Source organism: Nonomuraea sp. NPDC001831 (assembly GCF_042892035.1).
GTDB lineage: Bacteria > Actinomycetota > Actinomycetes > Streptosporangiales > Streptosporangiaceae > Nonomuraea.
The window spans coordinates 134,537-150,832 of record NZ_JBIATU010000013.1 but is presented as its reverse complement, the minus strand read 5'-3'; the positions used below and the strand labels follow the sequence as shown (position 1 = coordinate 150,832).

The 16,296-nt window shown below is 71.3% G+C and carries 10 protein-coding genes; 5 read left to right on the top strand and 5 right to left on the bottom strand.

Features of this window, described 5'->3' with window-relative positions; genetic code table 11:
• Window positions 1-197: 197 nt before the first annotated feature.
• Window positions 198-890, bottom strand: coding sequence for a CBS domain-containing protein (locus ACFYYW_RS34575; RefSeq protein WP_352322073.1), 693 nt, complete (start codon window positions 888-890; stop codon window positions 198-200).
• A 7-nt stretch (window positions 891-897) separates the two neighbouring features.
• Complete coding sequence (locus tag ACFYYW_RS34570; protein WP_352322071.1) at window positions 898-1,101, bottom strand: hypothetical protein; 204 nt, start codon at window positions 1,099-1,101, stop codon at window positions 898-900.
• 187 nt (window positions 1,102-1,288) lie between these two features.
• Between ACFYYW_RS34570 and ACFYYW_RS34565 the strand changes: the two genes are divergently transcribed.
• Window positions 1,289-3,199 carry an N-acetylmuramoyl-L-alanine amidase gene (locus ACFYYW_RS34565; protein ID WP_387655139.1) on the top strand — a complete coding sequence of 637 codons (1,911 nt, stop codon included), beginning with the start codon at window positions 1,289-1,291 and terminating at the stop codon, window positions 3,197-3,199.
• Here ACFYYW_RS34565 and ACFYYW_RS34560 read toward each other — a convergent pair.
• Together ACFYYW_RS34560 and glgP are read right to left on the bottom strand one after the other, a co-directional pair.
• The gene (locus ACFYYW_RS34560) at window positions 3,162-4,058 is read right to left on the bottom strand and encodes a MurR/RpiR family transcriptional regulator (protein ID WP_387655136.1); all 897 of its coding nucleotides are present in this window, start codon (window positions 4,056-4,058) and stop codon (window positions 3,162-3,164) included. The genes ACFYYW_RS34565 and ACFYYW_RS34560 overlap by 38 nt on opposite strands.
• A gap of 50 nt (window positions 4,059-4,108) precedes the next feature.
• Window positions 4,109-6,688, bottom strand: a complete 2,580-nt coding sequence (gene glgP / locus ACFYYW_RS34555) for an alpha-glucan family phosphorylase (RefSeq protein ID WP_352322065.1) — start codon at window positions 6,686-6,688, stop codon at window positions 4,109-4,111.
• Window positions 6,689-6,981: 293 nt separating this feature from the next.
• On the opposite strand from glgP, the gene ACFYYW_RS34550 reads away from it, so the two are divergent.
• The 3 genes from ACFYYW_RS34550 (at window position 6,982) to ACFYYW_RS34540 (ending at window position 12,191) form a co-directional block, all read left to right on the top strand.
• The gene (locus ACFYYW_RS34550) at window positions 6,982-9,084 is read left to right on the top strand and encodes an alpha-1,4-glucan--maltose-1-phosphate maltosyltransferase (protein WP_387655133.1); all 2,103 of its coding nucleotides are present in this window, start codon (window positions 6,982-6,984) and stop codon (window positions 9,082-9,084) included.
• A 71-nt stretch (window positions 9,085-9,155) separates the two neighbouring features.
• The gene (treS, locus tag ACFYYW_RS34545; RefSeq protein ID WP_352322061.1) at window positions 9,156-10,856 is read left to right on the top strand and encodes a maltose alpha-D-glucosyltransferase; all 1,701 of its coding nucleotides are present in this window, start codon (window positions 9,156-9,158) and stop codon (window positions 10,854-10,856) included.
• Window positions 10,857-10,859: 3 nt separating this feature from the next.
• On the top strand, window positions 10,860-12,191 hold the full coding sequence (locus ACFYYW_RS34540) for an aminoglycoside phosphotransferase (RefSeq protein ID WP_387655130.1): 1,332 nt from the start codon (window positions 10,860-10,862) through the stop codon (window positions 12,189-12,191).
• A gap of 17 nt (window positions 12,192-12,208) precedes the next feature.
• Here ACFYYW_RS34540 and ACFYYW_RS34535 read toward each other — a convergent pair whose 3' ends face one another.
• Window positions 12,209-13,063, bottom strand: coding sequence for an NAD(P)-dependent oxidoreductase (locus ACFYYW_RS34535; protein ID WP_387655127.1), 855 nt, complete (start codon window positions 13,061-13,063; stop codon window positions 12,209-12,211).
• 74 nt (window positions 13,064-13,137) lie between these two features.
• Between ACFYYW_RS34535 and ACFYYW_RS34530 the strand changes: the two genes are divergently transcribed.
• Window positions 13,138-16,245, top strand: a complete 3,108-nt coding sequence (locus tag ACFYYW_RS34530) for a BTAD domain-containing putative transcriptional regulator (RefSeq protein ID WP_387655124.1) — start codon at window positions 13,138-13,140, stop codon at window positions 16,243-16,245.
• The last annotated feature ends 51 nt before the right edge of the window (window positions 16,246-16,296 follow it).

The window sequence follows — 16,296 nt, the reverse complement described above, 5'->3', positions numbered from 1 at the left end:
GTGGCCCCCGGAGCCGTCCGCCTGAACGACGAAAGGCAGAGACGGGACGTCTCTGCCTTTGGGCTCCGGGTGATCAGTAAGTCAGCGCATGTGACCTTCGGCTCCACCCGGAGCCGCCACATAGCGCCAAAATCGGCTGATCACTGACATGCTGTTGACGCTAGCAGACGCCGGGTGACGGCTCCAAATCCCGTCCGCTATCCGAGATCGGATTCCCAGCCGGGTTCGCGCAGGTCGCCGAGCCCGTAGAGGCCGACCAGGGTGCCGTCGGCGCGGGTGACGACGACGTGGTCGACGTTCGCGCCCTCCATGCGGCCGGCCAGGGCGTCGAGCTGCTCGCTGGGCCGTACGGTGGTGACGCCGGTGTTCATGGCGGCCTCGGCGGTGCCGGTCAGGTCGGCGCCCTTGAGCTCGCGCGACCCGATGACGCCCTGCACCACCTCGTCCCGGTCCACCACGACCGCGAGCCCGGCCGGGTCGGCGACGATGCGCTCGCTGAGCTCCTCCAGCGGGTCCTCCAGGTCGGCCGTGACCGGGTCGCGCCGGGCGCCGGAGCCCACCAGCAGGGCCTCCCCCTCGTACGGCAGGTCGGCCGACAACCAGTCCATCTTGCCCAGGCCGTAGTCGTGCACGTCGGCGAAGCCCAGCCGGGCCAGCCGGTGGGCGGCGCGCGGGCTCAGGTCGCAGAGCCAGTCGTGGCAGTAGACGACGACCGGACGCGACCGGTCCAGCAGGTCGTCGGCCAGCCGGTCGAGCGAGCCGAGCGGCAGGTGCACGGCGCCGGGCAGGTGCGCCCAGGCGTACTCGCGTTCGGGCAGCACCTCGGCGAGCTGGGCGTCGCGCGTGGCGAGCAGGTCCTGGACGCCGACGCGGTCGATGATGCCGATCATCAGGGCCTCAGCGCTCCCCCCGGCGGGGCCGTTCGGACTTGGGTCCTTCGGCGCGGTCGCCGCCCACCTTGCGCGGGCTCTTGTCCGGATCCGACTGGAGTTTCCTGGCCACGCGCTTCTTGAGCTCCTGCTCGCTCATCCCCTGCCGGTCCAGTTGCTTGCGCAGCCGGCGGCGCTCGTTGTCGTAGGAGTGACTTCCGGGTCGAGGCATGACAGCTCCCCCTCTCCTCCGGGAGCCGCCTACCCAGCCCGTCACCTGCTAGTCCTGGCCGACGGGCGGCCGGAGCGGGTCCGGCGGTCCGTTAAGGGATGAAAAATATCTTCGCAAAGTTCTCGCCAGAGAAGGAAAATGTTGAGACGCTGAACGCGCACCACACCCCCCAGTCAAGGAGCGGTTCATGCGCAGAGCGCTGGCGATCGCCGTCGTCGCCTTGTTGCCCTTAACCCAAGTGCCCGCGGCCAACGCCGCCGAGCCCGCCGACCGGCAGCAGGCGTTCGCCGCGGCGGCCGACGAGTTCAAGGTCCCGCAGAGCGTCCTGCTCGGCGTCTCGTACCTGGAGTCGCGCTGGGACGCCCACGCGGGCCAGCCGTCGAGCGACGCCGGGTTCGGCCCGATGCACCTGACCGACGCGGCCGCGTACACCAGCTCGAACCACCACGGAGAGGGCGAGGAGGACGCCCGCGGCGACGAGAGCAGGCCGCTCGCGCCCACTGCGACCCCCGCCCCGGCGGAGATCCCCGCCTCGCTGCGCACGATGGAACGCGCCGCGCAGCTCACCGGCGAGAGCCACGAGCGGCTGCGCACCGACGACGCGGCCAACATCCGCGGCGGCGCGGCGCTGCTCGCCGACTACCAGAAGAGCCTCGGCGCGCCCCTGAGCGCTAACCCCGGCGAATGGTACGGAGCCGTCGCCAAGTACTCCGGCGCCGACGAGGCCGACGCGGCCAAGTTCTTCGCCGACGAGGTCTACGCCACCATCCAGGAGGGCGCCGAGCGCACCACGGACGACGGGCAGAAGGTCACCCTGCCCAAGGTCCCGGACCTGGAGAAGATCGAGAAGTGGCTGGAGAAGCTCGGCCTGCGGCCCGCGCGGCGCGACGGCGTGGAGTGCCCGGCCTCGATCTCCTGCGAGTGGATCCCCTCGGCCTACCAGGAGCTCCCGCCGGACGACTACGGCCACTACGACCTGGCCAACCGCCCGGTCAGCCAGAAGGTCGACTACATCATCATCCACGACATGGAGGGCTACTTCCTCCCGTCGATCAAGCTCAACCAGGACCCGAACTACGGCGCGAGCTGGCACTACTCGGTCCGGTCCAGTGACGGGCACATCGCCCAGCACATCAAGACCAAGGACGTCGGCTGGCAGGCCGGCAACTGGTACATCAACGCCAAGTCCATCGGCATCGAGCACGAAGGCTTCCTGGCCGAGGGCAGCACCTGGTACACCGAGGCGATGTACCGCTCGTCGGCCCGGCTCGTCCGGTACCTGGCGCTCAAGCACGGCGTGCCGCTCGACCGCGCCCACATCCTGGGCCACGACAACGTCCCCGGCACGATCCCGAGCACGGTCCGCGGCATGCACGAGGACCCGGGGCCGTTCTGGGACTGGGCGCACTACTTCCAGCTCATGGGCGCGCCGCTGCACCAGTTCGGCGGTCCGCAGGCCGGCTCGGTCATGATCAAGCCGGACTTCGCCACCAACAAGCCCTACTTCTACGGCTGCGACCGCAAGAACCCCGAGGCCGCCTGCCCGCCGCTCAGCGCCGGCACCGTGTGGCTGCGCACCGAGCCGCGCGACGACGCCCCGCTGATCAAGGACATCGGCAAGCACCCGACCGGCGGCTCGCTCTACAGCGTGTACGACCACAGCGCCAGGGCCAGCACCGGCCAGCGCTTCGCCGTCGCCGACCGCCAGGGCGACTGGACGGCGATCTGGTACCTCGGCCAGAAGGCGTGGTTCCACAACCCGGCGAGCGCCCCGACCGCGATCCCGTCGGTGGGGCTCGTCGTCACGCCCAAGCCGGGCAAGGCGACCGTGCCGGTGTTCGGGCGGGCCTACCCGGAGCAGGAGGCGTACCCGGCCGGCATCCCGTACCAGGCGGTGACGCCGCTGCAGTACACGTTCTCGGCGGGCGAGAAGTACACGCTGGCCGGGCCGGCCGCCACCGAGTACTACCGGGCGGTCACCTTCAACCTGGAGGACCACACGGTGGTCAGGGGCAAGACGAAGTACCTGGAGATCCAGTTCGGGCACCGCGTGATGTACGTCAAGGCTGACGACGTGCAGGTGACGTTCTCCGGGTGAACTCCTTGACGGCGCGCCTGGTGCTCGCGAGCGCCTCCTGAGAGGAGTCGAACGTGCGCTGGGCGACGCCGACGAACACGCAGTCGACGACGAGGAGCTGGCTGATCCGGCTGGCCAGGGCGCCGGGACGGAACTCCGTCTCGCGCCCGGCCGAGATCAGCACGTGCTCGGCCAGCTCCGCGATCGTCGAGCGCGGGTTGTTGGTGACGGCCACCGTGGTGGCCCCCGCCTCGCCCGCCCGGCGCAGCGGCTCGATCACGTCGGGGGTCTCCCCCGAGGTGCTGATGCCGATCGCCACGTCGCCTGCCTTCAGCAGGACGGCGCTGGTCAGGGCCAGGTGGGCGTCCTGGAAGGCGTGGCTGGACAGGCCGATGCGCAGGAGCTTCTGGGCGACGTCCTCGGCGACTAATCCCGAGGCGCCCACGCCGTAGGCGTCGATGCGCCTGGCCCCCACGATCGCGTCGACGACCAGGCCCAGGCGCTCGCTGGTGAGCTGGGCGACGGTGTCGTTGATGGCCTCCGACTCGGCCCTGGCGACCTTCTGGATGACCTCCGACAGCGGGTCGTCGGGCGCCAGGTCGCCGGGCACGAGCCGGTCGGGCTGCGCGGCCGCCGCCGCCAGAGCCAGCCTGAGCTGGGGGTATCCGGCGAAGCCGAGCAGCCGCGCGGTGCGCACGATGGTGGCCTCGCTGGTGCCGGAGGCGGCCGACAGCTCCGTGATGGTGCTGCGCGCGACCGTCGCCGGATTCTCCAGGATGAGCCGGGCGACGGTCTGCGCGGCAGGCGTCAGGGACGGCAGGACACCGCGGACCGTGGCCACCAGATTGTCGGCCCGCAGGCCGTTCCCGCTGTCGTCCACGGTCCTGATTATGCACCGCCCGACCACCGGGCCGACCTCGTCCGGATATATCAGCGCAAGGTGCCGTTCGTCATTCCCACCGGCTCCTCCGGGACGGCGATCAGCCCCAGCTCCGCCGGAGTGGCAGCGAACGGGTGATGCGGGACAACCCGGACGGTGTATCCGAAAGCCCCCGTACGGTCGAGCGGCACCCGGCCCGTGAAGTGGGCGTGGCCGTCGTCCTCCAGCGACTCCACGGCCAGCCGCGCGTACCGCGGCCGGACCAGCTCGTCGTGCGGCCCGACCTTGCCGTACGCGGCCTCGACCAGCACGTCTCCCGGCTCCAGGTCGCCGAGCGCGATCGTGGCCCGCAGCTCGACCGAGGCGCCCACCTCGGGGGCGTCGCCCACGCCGGACGCCTCGACGTGCTCGACCCGCACGCCCGGCCAGGCCCGCGTGACGCGCACCCGCCAGGCCGCGAACGCCCTGGCCGCGGCGTAGTTGTCGGCCGACAGCGCGCGGGCCGACTTGGCGGCCGGGGTGTAGAGGTCGACGACGTAGTCGCGGAGCATGCGTCCGGCCAGCACCTTGGGCCCGAGCGAGGCCAGGGTGTGCTTGACCATCTCCATCCACCTGCGCGGCAGCTCGTCGAACGGCCGGTCGTAGAAGCGGTCGGACACCTCGTGCTCGATCAGGTCGTACAGGGCGCCGGCCTCCAGCTCGTCGCGCCGGTCGGGGTCGCTGACGCCGTCGGCGGTGGGGATGGCCCAGCCGTTGGTGCCGTCGTACCACTCGTCCCACCAGCCGTCGCGGATCGACAGGTTGAGCCCGCCGTTCAGCGCCGACTTCATGCCCGAGGTGCCGGACGCCTCCAGCGGCCGCAGCGGGTTGTTCAGCCACACGTCGCAGCCCTGGACCATGAGCTGGCCGAGCGTCATGTCGTAGTCGGGCAGGAAGACGATGCGGTGGCGCACGTTGTGCTGGTCGGCGAACTTGACGATCTGCTGGATCAGCTTCTTGCCGCCCTCGTCGGCCGGATGCGCCTTGCCGGCGATCACGATCTGCACCGGCTTGTCCGGGTCGAGCAGCAGCCGGGCCAGCCGCTTGGGGTCGCGCAGCATGAGCGTGAGGCGCTTGTACGACGGCACCCGCCGGGCGAAGCCGATCGTCAGCACGTCGGGGTCGAGCGCGTCGTCGATCCAGCCCAGCTCGGCGACCGAGGCGCCGCGCTCGCGCCACGACCTGCGCAGCCGCTCGCGCGCGCCCTCGACCAGCCGCCTGCGCAGCTTGCCGCGGATCTCCCAGATCTCCCGGTCGGAGATCTTCTGGATGCCCTCCCAGCCGCGGGCGCGCTCGATCAGCGAGGGCAGCTCGCGGCCGGCCAGCTCCATGAACTCGCGCCCGACCCACGTGGGCGCGTGCACGCCGTTGGTGATCGAGCCGATCGGCACCTCGTCGAGGTCGAAGCCGGGCCACAGGTCCTTGAACATCTCCCGGCTGACCGCGCCGTGCAGCTCGGAGACGCCGTTGACGCGCTGGGCCAGGCGCATGCCCATGACGGCCATGTTGAAGCGGCCGGGCTCGGCCTCGGCGCCCAGGGCCAGGATGCGCTCGACGGGCACGGTCGGCCAGGCGGAGTCGCCGCCGAAGTGGCGTTCGATCAGGTCGCAGGGGAAACGGTCGATGCCGGCGGGCACCGGCGTGTGCGTGGTGAACACCGTGCCGGCGCGGACGGCCTCCAGCGCCTCGTCGAACGACAGGCGCGACTCGGTCAGCTCGCGGATGCGCTCCAGGCCGAGGAAGCCGGCGTGGCCCTCGTTGGTGTGGAAGACCTCGGGCTCGGCGTGGCCGGTGATGCGGCAGTAGGCCCTGATGGCGCGTACGCCGCCCACCCCCAGCAGCAGCTCCTGCATGAGCCGGTGGTCGGTGCCGCCGCCGTAGAGGCGGTCGGTGACGTCGCGGGCGGCGGTGTCGTTGTCGGCCACGTCGGAGTCGAGCAGCAGCAGCGGCACCCGGCCCACCTGCGCCACCCAGACCTGGGCGTGCAGGACGCGGCCCTCGGGCAGGCCGAGACGGATCTTGACGGGCTCGTCGCCGTCCTTCAGCAAGGTCAGCGGCAGCCCCCCGGCGTCGAGCGCCGGATAGTGCTCGAGCTGCCAGCCCTCGGGCGACAGCGACTGGGTGAAGTAGCCGTGGCGATAGAGCAGGCCGACCGCGAGGATCGGCACGCCCAGGTCGCTGGCCGCCTTGAGGTGGTCGCCGGCGAGGATGCCGAGACCGCCGGAGTACTGGGGCATCGCGGCGGCGATGCCGTACTCGGGGGAGAAGTAGGCGATGGCGCGTGCGACGTCGGGCAGCGTCTGGTACCAGCGCGGCGATGTCATGTATTCGCGCAGGTCGTCGGCTGCGTCGGCCAGGCGGCGGAGGAAACGGCGGTCGGCGGCCAGCTCGTTGAGCCGGGCCGGTGTGACGGCGCCGAGCAGGGCCACGGGATCGTGCCCGACCTGTTCCCACAGAGCCGCGTCGACCTCGGCGAAGAGGTCGAGCGTCTCCGGGTGCCAGGACCAGCGGAGATTGTGCACGAGCTCGCCCAGGGCGACCAGCTCCGTGGGCAGGACGGTGCGGACGGTAAACCGGCGGATAGCTCTCACGTTTCTGCACCCTACGGGCTAGGAGGGACCTCTCAGTCCTTCACCCCCAAGAAGCCCCTTCAAACCCCAGCCCGGAACAAGCATGAAGCCGGACGATTGGGGCAACTTTCCTCTTTGTTGGCTCTCCCGGGAACACACTCGGGAGGTCTATCCGCTGCTGTCCAGTATTTACGTGCAAGGATCGTTACTGCCGGGGTAGGCCGTATCCAGCGGTCCCACGCGGTTGCGCAATCTTGCACATACGGAAAGCCTCCGGCGGCGCCGAGCGCGCCGCCGCAAACCCTGCGAATGCGATGATCGGACGAATTCCCATCACGGACATCTCCCCCGTCGTCGACTGCGGGCAGTGGCCCGCCAAGGCGGTCGCCGGCGAGACCTTCCAGGTCTCGGCGACCGTCTTCCGAGAGGGCCATGACGCCGTGGCCGCGGGCGTGGTGCTCACCTCGCCCGACGGACAGCGTGGCCGCCTGAAACCCATGCGCGAGCTCGCCCCCGGCACCGACCGCTGGGGCGTCGACGTGTGCCTGCCGGCCGAGGGCGACTGGATGTTCCGCGTGGAGGCGTGGAGCGATCCGATCGCGACCTGGCTGCACGACGCCGAGATCAAGATCCCGCGTGGGCTGGACACCGATCTCATGTGCGAGGAGGGGGCCCGGCTGTTCGAGCGGGCCGCCAAGGCCGTCCGTACGGCCGAGTGCCCCGCGCCCGGCGGCCAGGGCGGCCCCGGCAACGGGCACGCCAGGAACGGCACGGGCAACAGCAAGGGCAACGGCAACGGCGACAGCGCGTGCGGCCACCGGGCCGCGCTGCTGTCGGTGGCGGCCACGCTGCGGGACGAGGAGCTCGACCCGCGGGCCCGGCTGTCCATCGCCCAGCTCCCCGAGACGGCCGCGCTGCTGGCGGCGCATCCGTTCCGGGAGCTGGTGACCAGGGCCAAGCCGTACAAGGTCAGGGTCGACCGGCGCAGGGCGCTCTACGGCTCCTGGTACGAGTTCTTCCCCAGGTCCGAGGGCGCGGTCGTCACCGAGTCCGGGGTCTCCAGGTCGGGCACCTTCCAGACCGCGGCCAAGCGGCTGCCCGCCATCGCCAAGATGGGCTTCGACGTCGTCTACCTGCCGCCGATCCATCCCATCGGCCAGACCTTCCGCAAGGGCCGCAACAACACGCTGAGCCCCGAACCCGACGAGCCCGGCTCGCCCTGGGCGATCGGCTCGGAGGACGGCGGCCACGACGCCGTCCATCCCGACCTGGGCACCCTCGAGGACTTCGACGCGTTCGTCAGCCGCACCCGCGAGCTGGGCATGGAGGTCGCGCTCGACTTCGCCCTGCAGTGCTCCCCCGACCACCCGTGGGTCAAGGAGCACCCGGAGTGGTTCACCATCCGGGCGGACGGGACGATCGCCTACGCCGAGAACCCGCCGAAGAAGTACCAGGACATCTACCCGATCAACTTCGACAGGGACCCCGAGGGCATCTTCGCCGAGGTCCGGCGGGTGCTGCGGCACTGGATGGACCACGGCGTGCGGATCTTCCGGGTGGACAACCCGCACACCAAGCCGGTGGCGTTCTGGGAGCGCCTGCTGGCCGACATCCACGCGACCGACCCGGACGTGGTGTTCCTGGCCGAGGCGTTCACCCGGCCCGCGATGCTGCAGACGCTCGCCAAGGCGGGGTTCCACCAGTCGTACACGTATTACACGTGGAAGAACTCCAAGTTCGACGTGGAGACCTACCTCTCCGAGCTCGCGCACGAGACGTCGGCGTTCCTGCGGCCGAACCTGTTCGTCAACACCCCGGACATCCTGCACGAGTACCTGCAGCACGGCGGCGTGCCGGCGTTCCGGATCAGGGCCGTGCTGGCCGCTCTCACCTCGCCGACCTGGGGGGTCTACTCCGGGTACGAGCTGGCCGAGAACGTGCCGGTGCGCCCGGGGAGTGAGGAATACCTTGATAGTGAGAAATATCAGTACAAGCCACGCGACTGGGCGGCAGCCGAACGCGACGGAAGGACCCTCGCCCCGCTCATCACCCATCTGAATTTGTTCCGAAGAGCGCATCCGGCGCTGCAGGAATTGCGTAACCTACGGTTCCACAGGGTCGACCATCCGGACATCGTCTGCTTCTCCAAACGGCTTCCGGGCGCCTATGACACGGCCACACGAAGGCACGGGCTGGGCGACGTCGTTCTGGCGGTTGTCAATCTGGATCCTCACCACACCCACGAGGCGACGGTAGATCTCGACCTGCCCGCCATCGGTCTCGACTGGAACGCCGAGTTCGTCGTGGACGACGAGCTGTCGGGCGAGTCCTACCGCTGGAGGCAGAGCAACTATGTGCGTCTCGACCCTCACATCCAGCCTGCCCACATTCTCACCGTACGAGCCGCGCCACGGTAGAACAGAATTCAGCGGGGAGTCTTCAACGTGTGTGAAAGCGCCCTCCTCATGAGCCCCCTCTGGGGGAGCCCATGAGCTCCACACCCATTCCCAACACCTTTGACGAGGAGAAGCCGCGCGATCCTTACTGGTACAAGCGCGCCGTCTTCTACGAGGTTCTGATCAGGGGATTCGCCGACTCCAACGGCGACGGGACCGGGGACATCAAAGGCCTGATCAGCAAGCTCGACTACCTGCAGTGGCTGGGCGTCGACTGCCTCTGGCTGCTGCCCCTGTACGAGTCGCCGCTGCGTGACGGCGGCTACGACATCGCCGACTTCATGAAGATCCTGCCCGAGTTCGGGGACCTGGGAGACTTCGTGAAGCTGGTCGACGAGGCGCACAAACGCGGCATGCGGGTGATCGCCGACCTCGTCATGAACCACACCAGCGACGCCCATCCCTGGTTCCAGGCCTCCAGGCACGACCCGGAAGGCCCGTTCGGCGACTTCTACGTCTGGTCGGACACCGATGAGAAGTACCAGGACGCCCGGATCATCTTCATCGACACCGAGACGTCCAACTGGACCTACGACCCGGTGCGCGGCCAGTACTACTGGCACCGCTTCTTCCACCACCAGCCCGACCTCAACTACGAGAACCCCGACGTGCAGGAGGCCATGCTGGAGGTGCTGCGGTTCTGGCTGGACCTCGGCATCGACGGCTTCCGCCTGGACGCGGTGCCCTACCTCTTCGAGGAGGAGGGCACCAACTGCGAGAACCTGCCCAGGACGCACGAATACCTCAAGAGCATCAGGCGTGAGGTCGACCGGCTCTTCCCGGACCGGGTGCTGCTCGCCGAGGCGAATCAGTGGCCTTCGGACGTGGTGGAATATTTCGGCGATCCGGTAGGCGGCGGGGACGAATGCCACATGGCCTTCCATTTCCCGCTCATGCCCCGCATTTTCATGGCGGTCCGCCGCGAGTCCCGCTACCCAATTTCCGAAATTTTGGCACAAACGCCGAAAATTCCGGAACATTGCCAGTGGGGGATTTTCCTGCGGAACCATGATGAGCTGACGCTCGAAATGGTGACCGACGAAGAACGCGACTACATGTACACGGAGTACGCCAAAGATCCGCGTATGCGGGCGAATGTCGGTATCCGCCGGCGGCTGGCTCCCCTGCTGGAGAACGACCGCAACCAGATCGAGCTGTTCACCGCGCTGCTCCTGTCGCTGCCGGGCTCTCCCGTGCTCTACTACGGCGACGAGATCGGCATGGGCGACAACATCTGGCTCGGCGACCGCGACGGCGTCCGCACCCCGATGCAGTGGGACCCCGACCGCAACGCCGGGTTCTCCGACTGCGACCCCGGACGGCTCTACCTGCCCGTGATCATGGACCCGATCTACGGCTACCAGGCGATCAACGTCGAGGCCCACCAGAAGAACGCGGGCTCGCTGCTCCACTGGACCAAGCGGATGATCGAGATCCGTAAACGTCACCCCGTCTTCGGGCTCGGCGAGTTCGCCGAGCTCAACTCCTCCAACCCCAGCGTGCTCGCGTTCGTCCGGGAGCTGGGCGACGACCGGATGTTGTGCGTCAACAACCTGTCGCGCTTCCCGCAGCCGGTCGAGCTTGACCTGCGCAGATTCGTCGGCGTCTCCCCCGTGGAAACCATGGGAGGGGTCCCATTCCCGGCAATTGGCGAACTACCGTATCTTTTGACGCTTCCCGGGCATGGGTTCTATTGGTTCACACTCCCACCGGCACACACCCAGGAGGAGTAGGGCGTGATAGACGAGCTCCTTGCCGCATGGATCGGCCGCCAACGATGGTTCGGCGGCAAGGGGCGCCCGATCGACGATCTGTCGATCGAGTCGGACGTCGAGCTGAGGCCAGGGCTCCGGCACCTGATCGTGGCCGTCTGGCAGGAGGGCGCGCGGGACCGGTACCAGGTCTTCCTGGGCGAGCGGCACGACCTGCCCGACCGGCTCAACCACGCCCTCATCGGCACCCTCGGCGACACCTGGTTCTATGACGCCGTCCACGACGCCGACGCCATGAGCTGGCTGCTGGAGGGCATGGCGGGCGACGAGACCCGCAGCGGGCTGCGCATGCGGCACGCGCCCGGCGTCGTCATCGACACCTCCCAGCGCAGCCTGGTACTGGGGGCCGAGCAGTCGAACACCTCGCTGGTGTACGGCGACTCCTACATCTGCAAGCTGTTCCGCCGGCTCGTCCCGGGCGTCAACCCGGAGCTGGAGATCATCAGCGCGCTGGCCGCCCGGAGCGCGCCGAACATCGCCCAGCCGTACGGGTGGATCGAGGCCGACGTGGACGGCACGGACACCACGCTCGCCTTCATGCAGGAGTACCTGTCCAACGCCAACGACGGCTGGGACCTCGCGCTGGCCAGCGTCCGCGACCTGTACGCCTCGCTGCCGGAGGTCACCGCCGCCGAGGCGGGCGGCGACTTCGCCGCCGAGTCCGTACGGCTGGGCGTCGCCACCGCCCGCGTCCACCACGAGCTGGCCGCGGCGTTCCCCACGGACCTGGTCGAGATCCCCGAGGTCAAACGCATGGCCGAGGGCTTCCGGCGGCAGCTCGGGCGGGCCATGGCCGAGGTGCCCGAGCTGCGGCGGCACGTGGCGGCCCTGGAGGACGCCTACCACCAGGTGGAACTGCTCACCAGGGAAGTGCCCGTGCAGCGCGTCCACGGGGATTACCACCTGGGCCAGGTGATGCGCACGCCCACCGACTGGGTGGTGCTCGACTTCGAGGGCGAGCCGGGGCAACCGCTGGCCGAGCGCCGGGCGCTGTCGTCGCCGCTGCGGGACGTGGCCGGGATGCTGCGCTCGTTCGACTACGCGGCCAGGCACCTGCTGGCCGACCACCCGCAGGCCGCCGAGCTCCAGCCCAGGGCCGAGGCCTGGGCCGACCGCAACCGCACCGCCTTCCTCGACGGCTACCGCCAGGGCGGCGGCATGATCACGGTCGGGGACGCGGCGCTGCTGCGGGCGTTCGAGTTGTCCAAGGCGGTGTACGAGGTGGTCTACGAGGCCCGCAACCGCCCGTCGTGGGTCTCCATCCCGCTGGCCGCCTTCCACCCCCGCCCCGCCTGACCGGCTGGCCCCGGGGGTCAGCGCAGCTCTTCGACCAGGCCGGGCAGGCCCTCGGCGCCGTGGCCGCGGGCGACGCGCTGGTCGACGATCGCCTTCAGCGGCAGCAGGAGGTCGGGCTTGACCTGCTGCTCCCTGAAGGCGCGCACCAGGTTCTCCAGGCCGGACCTGTTGATCTCCAGGTTCGACACCAGGGTCGTGTAGTCGCGCGACTCGACGGACTTGACCCACTCCGGTTGCGCGGCGGCCATCGCGTTGAGCCACGGGACCAGGAGGGTGCTGGTGAAGTCGGTCAACGAATAGCCGGCCGAGTCGACCAGCGTGACCGCCTCCAGGAAGCCGGCGATCTGGCCGTACATGCCGGTCAGCATGGCCAGGTCGAGGAGCGGGGCCAGGCCGGGGTCCGTGCCGACGAAACGCGGCTCGGCCATCGCGCCGAACGCGTCCTCGAAGCGGTCGAAGGCCGCCTGCGAACCGCTGTAGAGCACGAGCGCGCCGGGCCGGCCGATCATCTGGGGCACGGCCATGATGCCGCCGTCCACGTAGTCGCCGCCGCGTGCGGCCACCCATTCGGCCGCCTGGCGGGCCTCGACCGGCCGGCCGGTGGTCAGGTTCGCCACGACGCGCCCCTCCAGCGGGACGTCGGCCAGCAGCTCGTACACGGCCGGGTAGTCGAGCACGCAGACGATCACCAGCGGGCCGGCCGCGACCGCCTCGGCCACCGTCGCGGCGCGGGTGGCGCCCCTGGCGACCAGCGGCTCGGCCTTGTCCGCCGAACGGTTCCACACGGTGACGCGGTGTCCGGCGTCCAGCAGGCTGCCGGCGAGCGCCGCGCCCATGAGGCCGAGACCGATGATGGAAATTTCTTCTGACATTTCGGGATTCCTTAGGTTCTGACGGATGCCTTCACCCTGCCCGCAGGGGGTTATGGTCTGATTCGGAGTTGCTTATGGGGGGCGGAGTGCGTTTCGGGGTGCTGGGAGCGCTCGCCGTGTGGGGGCCCGGCGGCGAGCCCGTCCAGGTGCTGGAGGTCAAGGTCCGGGCGCTGCTGGCCGACCTGCTGATCCACGCCGGGCGGCCGGTCTCCGCCGACCGGCTGATCGAGGACCTGTGGGGCGGCAGGCCGCCGGCGAACGCCCTGGCCGCGCTCCGGGTGAAGGTGTCGCAGCTGCGCCGGGTGCTGGGCGACCGGGAACTGGTGGCGTACCGGGCGCCGGGGTACGTGCTGCGGGTCGAGCCCGAGGACGTGGACGCCGGACGGTTCGCCGCCCTCCTCGCGCAGGCGCAGCGCAGCGCCGACCCGCGAACCCGCGCCGGGCTGCTGCGGCAGGCGCTCGACCTGTGGCGGGGCGCCGCCTTCGCGGAGTTCGCCGACGAGGAGTTCGCCAGGGCGGCCGTGGCCAGGCTCGACGAGCAGCGGCTGGTGGCGCTGGAGGAGCTGGCCGAGGCGCGGCTCGGGCTGGGCGAGCACGGGCTGCTGGCGGCCGAGCTGGCCGACCTGGTGGCCGAGCACCCGTTCCGCGAGCGGCTGCGGGCCGCGCACGTACGGGCCCTGTACCGGGCCGGACGGCAGGGCGAGGCGCTGGCCAGCTACGCCGACCTGCGGACGCGGCTGGCCGACGAGCTCGGGCTCGACCCCGGTCCCGAGCTGGCCGCGCTGCACCAGGCGATCCTCGAGCAGGACCCGGCGCTCGACGGGCCGGAGCGGCGGCGGACGAACCTGCCGGCGCCGCTCACCGGCCTCGTGGGCCGGGAGGAGGCGGTGGCGCAGGTGCGCGCCCTGCTGCGGGCCAACCGGCTGGTCACGCTGACGGGCCCCGGCGGCGTCGGCAAGACCCGCCTCGCGCTCGCCGCGGCCGACTCCCCCGGCCCGCCCGGCTTCGGCGGCGGGGTGTGGCTGGTGGAGCTGGCGGGGCTGCGCGCCGGGGCGCCGGCGGTCGAGGTGGCCGAGGCCGTCGCGGGGGTGCTCGGCCTGCGTGACGACGTGGGCGGCGCGGCGCAGGACCTGACCGCCCGGCTGGCCGACGTCCTGGAGGGCACCCGGACGCTGCTCGTCCTGGACAACTGCGAGCACGTCGTCGAGCAGGTCGCCGCGCTGGCCGGACGGCTGCTGCGGGCCGCTCCCGGGCTGCGCGTCCTGGCCACCAGCCAGGAGTCGCTGGGCATCGAGGGCGAGGCGCTGTGGAGCGTGCCGCCGCTGGGACCGCGGGCGGCGGCGGAGCTGTTCGCCGCCCGCGCGGGCATCGAGCCGGACGCCGACGTCGCCGAGATCTGCGCCCGCCTGGACGGCATCCCGCTGGCCCTGGAGCTGGCCGCGACCCGGATGCGCACGCTCACCCCGCGCCAGCTCGCCGAACGGCTGGACGACCGGTTCCGGGTGCTCGCCTCCGGCCGGCGCGGCGCGCCCGCGCGGCAGCAGACGTTGCGCGCGATGATCGACTGGAGCTGGGAGCTGCTGGGCGAGGACGAGCGCGTCGTGCTGCGGCGGCTGGCCGTGCACGCCGACGGGTGCACGCTGGAGGCGGCCGAGGAGGTCTGCGCCGAGCCGGGCGTGGACGTCCTGGACGCGGTGGCCAGGCTGGTGGACCGCTCGCTGGTGGTGCGGGCGTGGGGCGACGGTGAGCCGCGGTTCCGGCTGCTGGAGTCGGTGGCGGCGTACTGCGTGGAGCGGCTGGAGGCGGCCGGCGAGCCGGCGGAGGTGCGGCTCCGGCACGTGCGCCACTACACGGGCCTGGCCGAGCGGGCGGAGCCGTACCTGCGGGGGCACGGGCAGCGGCGCGCGCTCGCCATGCTCGACGCCGAGGGCGGCAACCTGCGCGCGGCGCTGGAGACGGCGGTCCGGCTCGGCGCGCCGGCCGAGGCGCTGCGGCTGGTGAACGCCCTGGCCTGGTACTGGGTGCTGCGCGGCCGGCTGGGCGAGGGCAAGCGGGCGCTGGAGGCGGCGCTGTCGATCGCGGCGGACGACGACCCGGGCGCCCCGCGGGCCAGGGCGTGGCTGGCGGGCATGCGGCTGCTGGTGGGCCGGCCGCCCGGCCCCGACGTGACGCGCCTGTTCGCGGCGGTCGAGGACGCCAGGGAGCGAGCCATGGCGCGGTGGTTCGTCGGCTTCGCCCTGTTCGGGTACGACGACCTGTCGGTCAGCGCCGGAATGATCGAGACGGCGTTGTCGGAGTTCGCCGAACTGGACGACGAGTGGGGCATGGCCGCCACCCTGACCGTCCGGGCCAGATGGGCGGGGATGCGCGGCGACCTGGAGGGCATGCGGCGCGACGGCGAGCGCGGCCTGGCGCTGTTCCGGCGGACCGGCGACCGCTGGGGCGAGCTGCGGGCGGCGGAGTGCCTGGGCAGCCACGCCGAGATCACCGGCGACTACGACCGCGCCGCGGCGCTGCGCGCGGAGGGCCTGCGCATGGCCGAGGAGCTGGGCCTGTGGAGCTCGGTCTCCGACGCGCTGTCCCGCCTGGGCCGGATCGCCATGCTGCGGGGCGACCACGCGGCGGCCGACGACCACCACGAGCGGGCCAGGCGGCTGGCGGTGTCGCAGTCGAACCGTCCGGCCGAGGAGTTCGCCGAGATCGGGCTGGCGCTCGGCGCGCGCCGCCAGGGACGCCTCGACGAGGCCGAACGGCTGCTGCTGAGCTGGCTGGACTGGGTGCTGGACGTCTCCGGCGAGCCGGGCGCGGCGCTGATCCTGGCGGAGCTGGGCTTCGTGGCCGAGCTGCGCGGCGACGCGGCGGGCGCGCTGGAGTTCCAGCTTCGCGGGCTGGCCGCCGCCCGCAAGGTGGGCGACCCGCGCGCGACCGCACTCGGGCTGGAGGGGCTGGCGGGGGCGCGGGCGCTCGGCGGCCGGCACGCGGACGCGGCGCGGCTGCTCGGGAAGGCCGCGGCGCTCAGGGCGTCCGTCGGCGCGCCGCTGCCGGCGGGCGAGCGGGGCGACGTGGACCGGATCACGGCGGTCGTGACGGCGGCGCTGGGGGCGGCGGCGCTGGCGGCCGGCCTGGCCGAAGGGGCCGGCATGCCGGTGGACGACCTCCTGGCGGACACCGCGGGCGCCTGATCGCCTCGTACGGGGTCTGTCCGGCCACGACACGGCCAAGGATCATCCATG

Coding starts and splice junctions, on each gene's coding strand:
- ACFYYW_RS34575 (WP_352322073.1), bottom strand. CDS start 890: ATGATCGGCATCATCGACCGCGTCGGCGTCCAGGACCTGCTCGCCACG.
- ACFYYW_RS34570 (WP_352322071.1), bottom strand. CDS start 1,101: ATGCCTCGACCCGGAAGTCACTCCTACGACAACGAGCGCCGCCGGCTG.
- ACFYYW_RS34565 (WP_387655139.1), top strand. CDS start 1,289: ATGCGCAGAGCGCTGGCGATCGCCGTCGTCGCCTTGTTGCCCTTAACC.
- ACFYYW_RS34550 (WP_387655133.1), top strand. CDS start 6,982: ATGATCGGACGAATTCCCATCACGGACATCTCCCCCGTCGTCGACTGC.
- treS (WP_352322061.1), top strand. CDS start 9,156: ATGAGCTCCACACCCATTCCCAACACCTTTGACGAGGAGAAGCCGCGC.
- ACFYYW_RS34535 (WP_387655127.1), bottom strand. CDS start 13,063: ATGTCAGAAGAAATTTCCATCATCGGTCTCGGCCTCATGGGCGCGGCG.
- ACFYYW_RS34530 (WP_387655124.1), top strand. CDS start 13,138: ATGGGGGGCGGAGTGCGTTTCGGGGTGCTGGGAGCGCTCGCCGTGTGG.